The 3757-nt window shown below is 69.8% G+C and carries 2 protein-coding genes; both read right to left on the reverse strand.

Going from position 1 to position 3757, the window contains the following annotated elements; all coding sequences use genetic code 11:
* Window positions 1-128: 128 nt before the first annotated feature.
* A complete protein-coding gene (locus ACWDZ4_RS34985; protein ID WP_451512416.1) occupies window positions 129-512 on the reverse strand; it encodes a DUF4234 domain-containing protein in 384 nt (127 codons plus the stop codon).
* 501 nt (window positions 513-1013) lie between these two features.
* On the reverse strand, window positions 1014-2750 hold the full coding sequence (locus ACWDZ4_RS34990; protein ID WP_451512417.1) for an alpha-glucosidase: 1737 nt from the start codon (window positions 2748-2750) through the stop codon (window positions 1014-1016).
* Window positions 2751-3757: the final 1007 nt, after the last annotated feature.

Here is a 3757-nt window from a genome sequence, read left to right on the forward strand (position 1 = left end):
GCAGCGTAACGCGTGGTGCCCCCGGCAGGATTCGAACCTGCGACACCCGCTTTAGGAGTTTTCTCTGATCAAGGTCGTTCCGCTCTCCCGGCCCATCCCCGCGTTCCGGTGCCGTGCGTGGCGACGGGTCAGGCGCGGTCGGCCCACACCGTGTTGAGCTTGCTCTGGTAGTAGAGCGGGGTCAGGCCGAGGACGAAGCCGAGCAGCAGGCCGACGACGCCGGAGCAGTCGGAGGTCACACCGGCGGCACGCTGGGCCTGGGCGATGCGGGAGCCGGTCTTCACGATGGAGACGAACGGCGGGACGATCAGGAACGAGCCGAGGGTGATGGCGACGACCGCCATGCCGGGCTTGACCTCAATGGTCGGGTCGATCTCCTTCACCTGCTTGTTGACCTTGTAGTACCAGACCAGCCAGTAGATACCGAAGGTCACCAGGGTGAGCAGCCAGGTGACGACCGGGCTGGAAGGAGCGCCGGCGGGCGCGGACGTGCGGACGTCGGTGGACATCATTTTCCTCATTTGCTTGCTGTGCTTCCTGTCGCCCGTCCTGGCTGAGCCACCCCACGGGAGCAGGGAAGTGATGAGTGTGCCGCCTCGCGTTGGTGCTGCTGGGGCGAGGGCTTACGCAGCGTATGGGTTCTGAGCATGCCAAGGGCGGGTGCGGGCATTACGAGTTCATTACAAGGCGCAAACCGGTGGATTCGGTCGGGCCCCTTGGTGTCGGGAGGCCGAGCGGGCGAAAGCCTGCGGGAGCAGCCGCCAGAGGCGTCCGGAAGCAGGCGCGCCGCCTCCCCGGGCCGTGCCGACCGCCCCTGGAAGCAGCCGGTACGCGTGTCGAGTTGCCGGGGCCCCCGCTGGTAAGGACGAGCCTGCCGTAGTGGGGGTACGCCGTACCACTTGTCGCCGCCCATCTCGCCCTTGGCGGCGTCGGAGCCGCCGGCGCGGGCGGTCGGGGGTGCTACGTGCGCCGGGGCGGCCACCGCGAGCAGGGCACGACGTGGCGTGCGGGGGTCAGGCGGTACGGCGTCGGTGGACGCGTGCTTCCCACGGCCGCAGGGTGTACGGAGCCGTGAGGGGGGCGGTGGCGGGAACGTTGGCGATGAGGGTCTCGCTGTGTTCCCAGCCGTCGGGCAGGGCGGTGGTGAGGCCGGCTCCGCTGAAGTTGGCCAGGACCAGCAGTTCGGTGCCGGAGGCCGCGTCGTGGCGGGTGAAGGCGTAGAGCTGTTCGTGGCCCGGGTGGAGCAGGTGGAAGTCGCCGTGGGTGAGGGCGCGTTCGGTGTGCCGCAGGGCGATGAGGCGGCGGTAGTAGTGGAAGACGGAGTCGGGGTCGGTGAGCTGGGCCTCGGCGTTGACGCGCGTGTGGTCGGGGTTGACCGCGAGCCAGGGGGTACCGGCGGTGAAGCCGGCGTGCTCGGTGGGGTCCCACTGCATGGGGGTGCGCGCGTTGTCGCGGCTGCGGTGGCGCAGTCCGGTCAGGATCCGCTCCTCGTCCACGCCGAGGGCGTGCTGCTCGCGGTAGTGGTTGAGGGATTCGATGTCGCGGAAGTCGTCGACGGAGGTGAAGGGGGCGTTGGCCATGCCCAGTTCCTCGCCCTGGTAGACGTACGGGGTGCCGCGGTGCAGGTGCAGGACGGTGGCCAGCAGCTTGGCGGAGCGGTCGCGGTGGGCGGGGCTGTCGTCGCCGAAGCGGGAGACCACGCGGGGCTGGTCGTGGTTGTTCCAGTACAGGCTGTTCCAGCCGGTGTCGCCGAGGCCGGTCTGCCAGCGGCCGAGGCTGGCCTTGAGGTCGGTCAGCCTCAGGGGTCGGGTATCGAACTTTCCGCCGGGGCCCTGATCGAGGCCGACGTGTTCGAACTGGAAGACCATGTCGAGTTCGCGGCGCCGCGGATCGGTGAAGAGCCTGGCCTCCTCGACGGTGACCCCGGGCATCTCGCCGACGGTCAGAAGTCGGCGCGGGTGGTTCTCGAAGACCTCGCGGTGCATCTCGGCCAGGTACTCGTGGATGCGGGGGCCGCAGATGCAGTGGGGGCTGCCGTCCCCGTAGCGGCTGCCCCCGCGCACGGCTCCGTCGGGCAGGCCGGGGGTCTTGGAGATGAGGTTGATGACGTCCATGCGGAAGCCGTCGACCCCCCGGTCGAGCCACCAGCGCATCACCGTGTGGACCGCCTGGCGGACGACAGGGTTCTCCCAGTTGAGGTCGGGCTGCTTGCGGGAGAACAGGTGCAGGTAGTACTCACCGCTCGTCTCGTCGTAGGACCACGCGGGGCCGGAGAAGAAGGAACCCCAGTTGTTGGGCTCCGCGCCGGGCGTTCCCGGTCGCATGCCGTCGCGGGCGGGGCGCCAGATGTACCAGTCGCGCCTGTCCCCGTGCGGGCCGCCGTCGCGGGAGGCGGTGAACCAGGGGTGCTCGTCGGAGGTGTGGTTGACGACCAGGTCCATGACCAGCTTCATGCCGCGCTCGTGGACGGCGGCCAGCAGCCGGTCGAAGTCGCTCAGGGTGCCGAAGAGGGGGTCGATGTCCTGGTAATCGCTGATGTCGTAGCCGTTGTCGTCGTGCGGGGACGGGTAGACCGGGGAGAGCCACAGGACGTCGACGCCGAGCTGGGAGAGGTAGTCCAGGCGCTCGATGATGCCTTGCAGGTCACCGATGCCGTCCGCGTCGGAGTCGGCGAAGCTGCGCGGATAGATCTGGTAGACCACCGCCTCGCTCCACCAGGAGTCGGCAGGACTGACTTCGTTCACGGGCATGTCGAACCTCATCGTGATAGCTGTGTGATGGTGAGTTCTGTGGCGGTCGGCCGACTCGGGGTGCGGCCCCTTCTTCCCTGCGGTGCGGGATCAGCGGACGGCGGCACCGGGGCCGCGTCACGGATGACGGGACAGGCCGCCGGGCCGGCCCTCGGGCCCACAGGTCGTGCCGGACGGGGACGACACGAGGGCGCCATGGATGCGGCAGTCGCGGGCGACGGTTGCACACGCCGGCCAGACCCCGTTCGAGGGCTGCGCCGGCTTCGGCGAAGGGGCCGACGTCGGGCCCTTCCCCGCGCCAGTGCCCGGCCACGACGGGGTGGCTGCCTCATGCTGTTCTTCCCGCGCCCGCGCCGACGACGCGCGCCGCATGGCGAGTTGAAAGGCGCGCTGCGTACGCATGGCGCGCGACTGCCGAGTGTGCTGCCACCGTACAAGTGGTCCTCGCCCTACGAGTGGTCCTCGCCCTACGAGACCGGGCGGCAGCCGGCGGTCCGCCACCGGAAGCGGACGATCGGGATCACGGTCGGCCGGGGCGTCTGCACCGCGATCCCGCATGACCGGCCACCGGTCGAGGCCCTGGAGGTGGCGGCGCGGACGCCAACCGGCCGCCGTCGGCTCCTGGGCTCTCGTCGTCCCGCCCCAGGACCGCGTACAGGCCGAAGAACCACGGGAGTTCGCCGAACGCACCGCCTACGCCTACGCCTTTGTGGAAGGCGATGCGTCTGAGGCATTCCTCGCGGCTTCTCCTCCTTCAGGGCTACGCAGCCGTGAGGGCGCAGAAAACACTTCCTGTCCGCGCGACCGCCAGCCCGTACCCGACCGGGCCGACTCCCGGCCGGGTGCGTCGAGCGCGGGGCAGTCGGCGAGGCGGCCCTGGTGCGCCTGTGCCTTGCAGAGGACAGATGACAGAGGTCAGATGACAGGCATACACCTTCGCAGGGCGGGAAGACGCCGCCCGGAAGCGCACCAGCCGGAGGAGGAGAGCACATGACAGCAATCGGTCA

It is taken from the genome of Streptomyces sp. NPDC003016 (assembly GCF_053591455.1).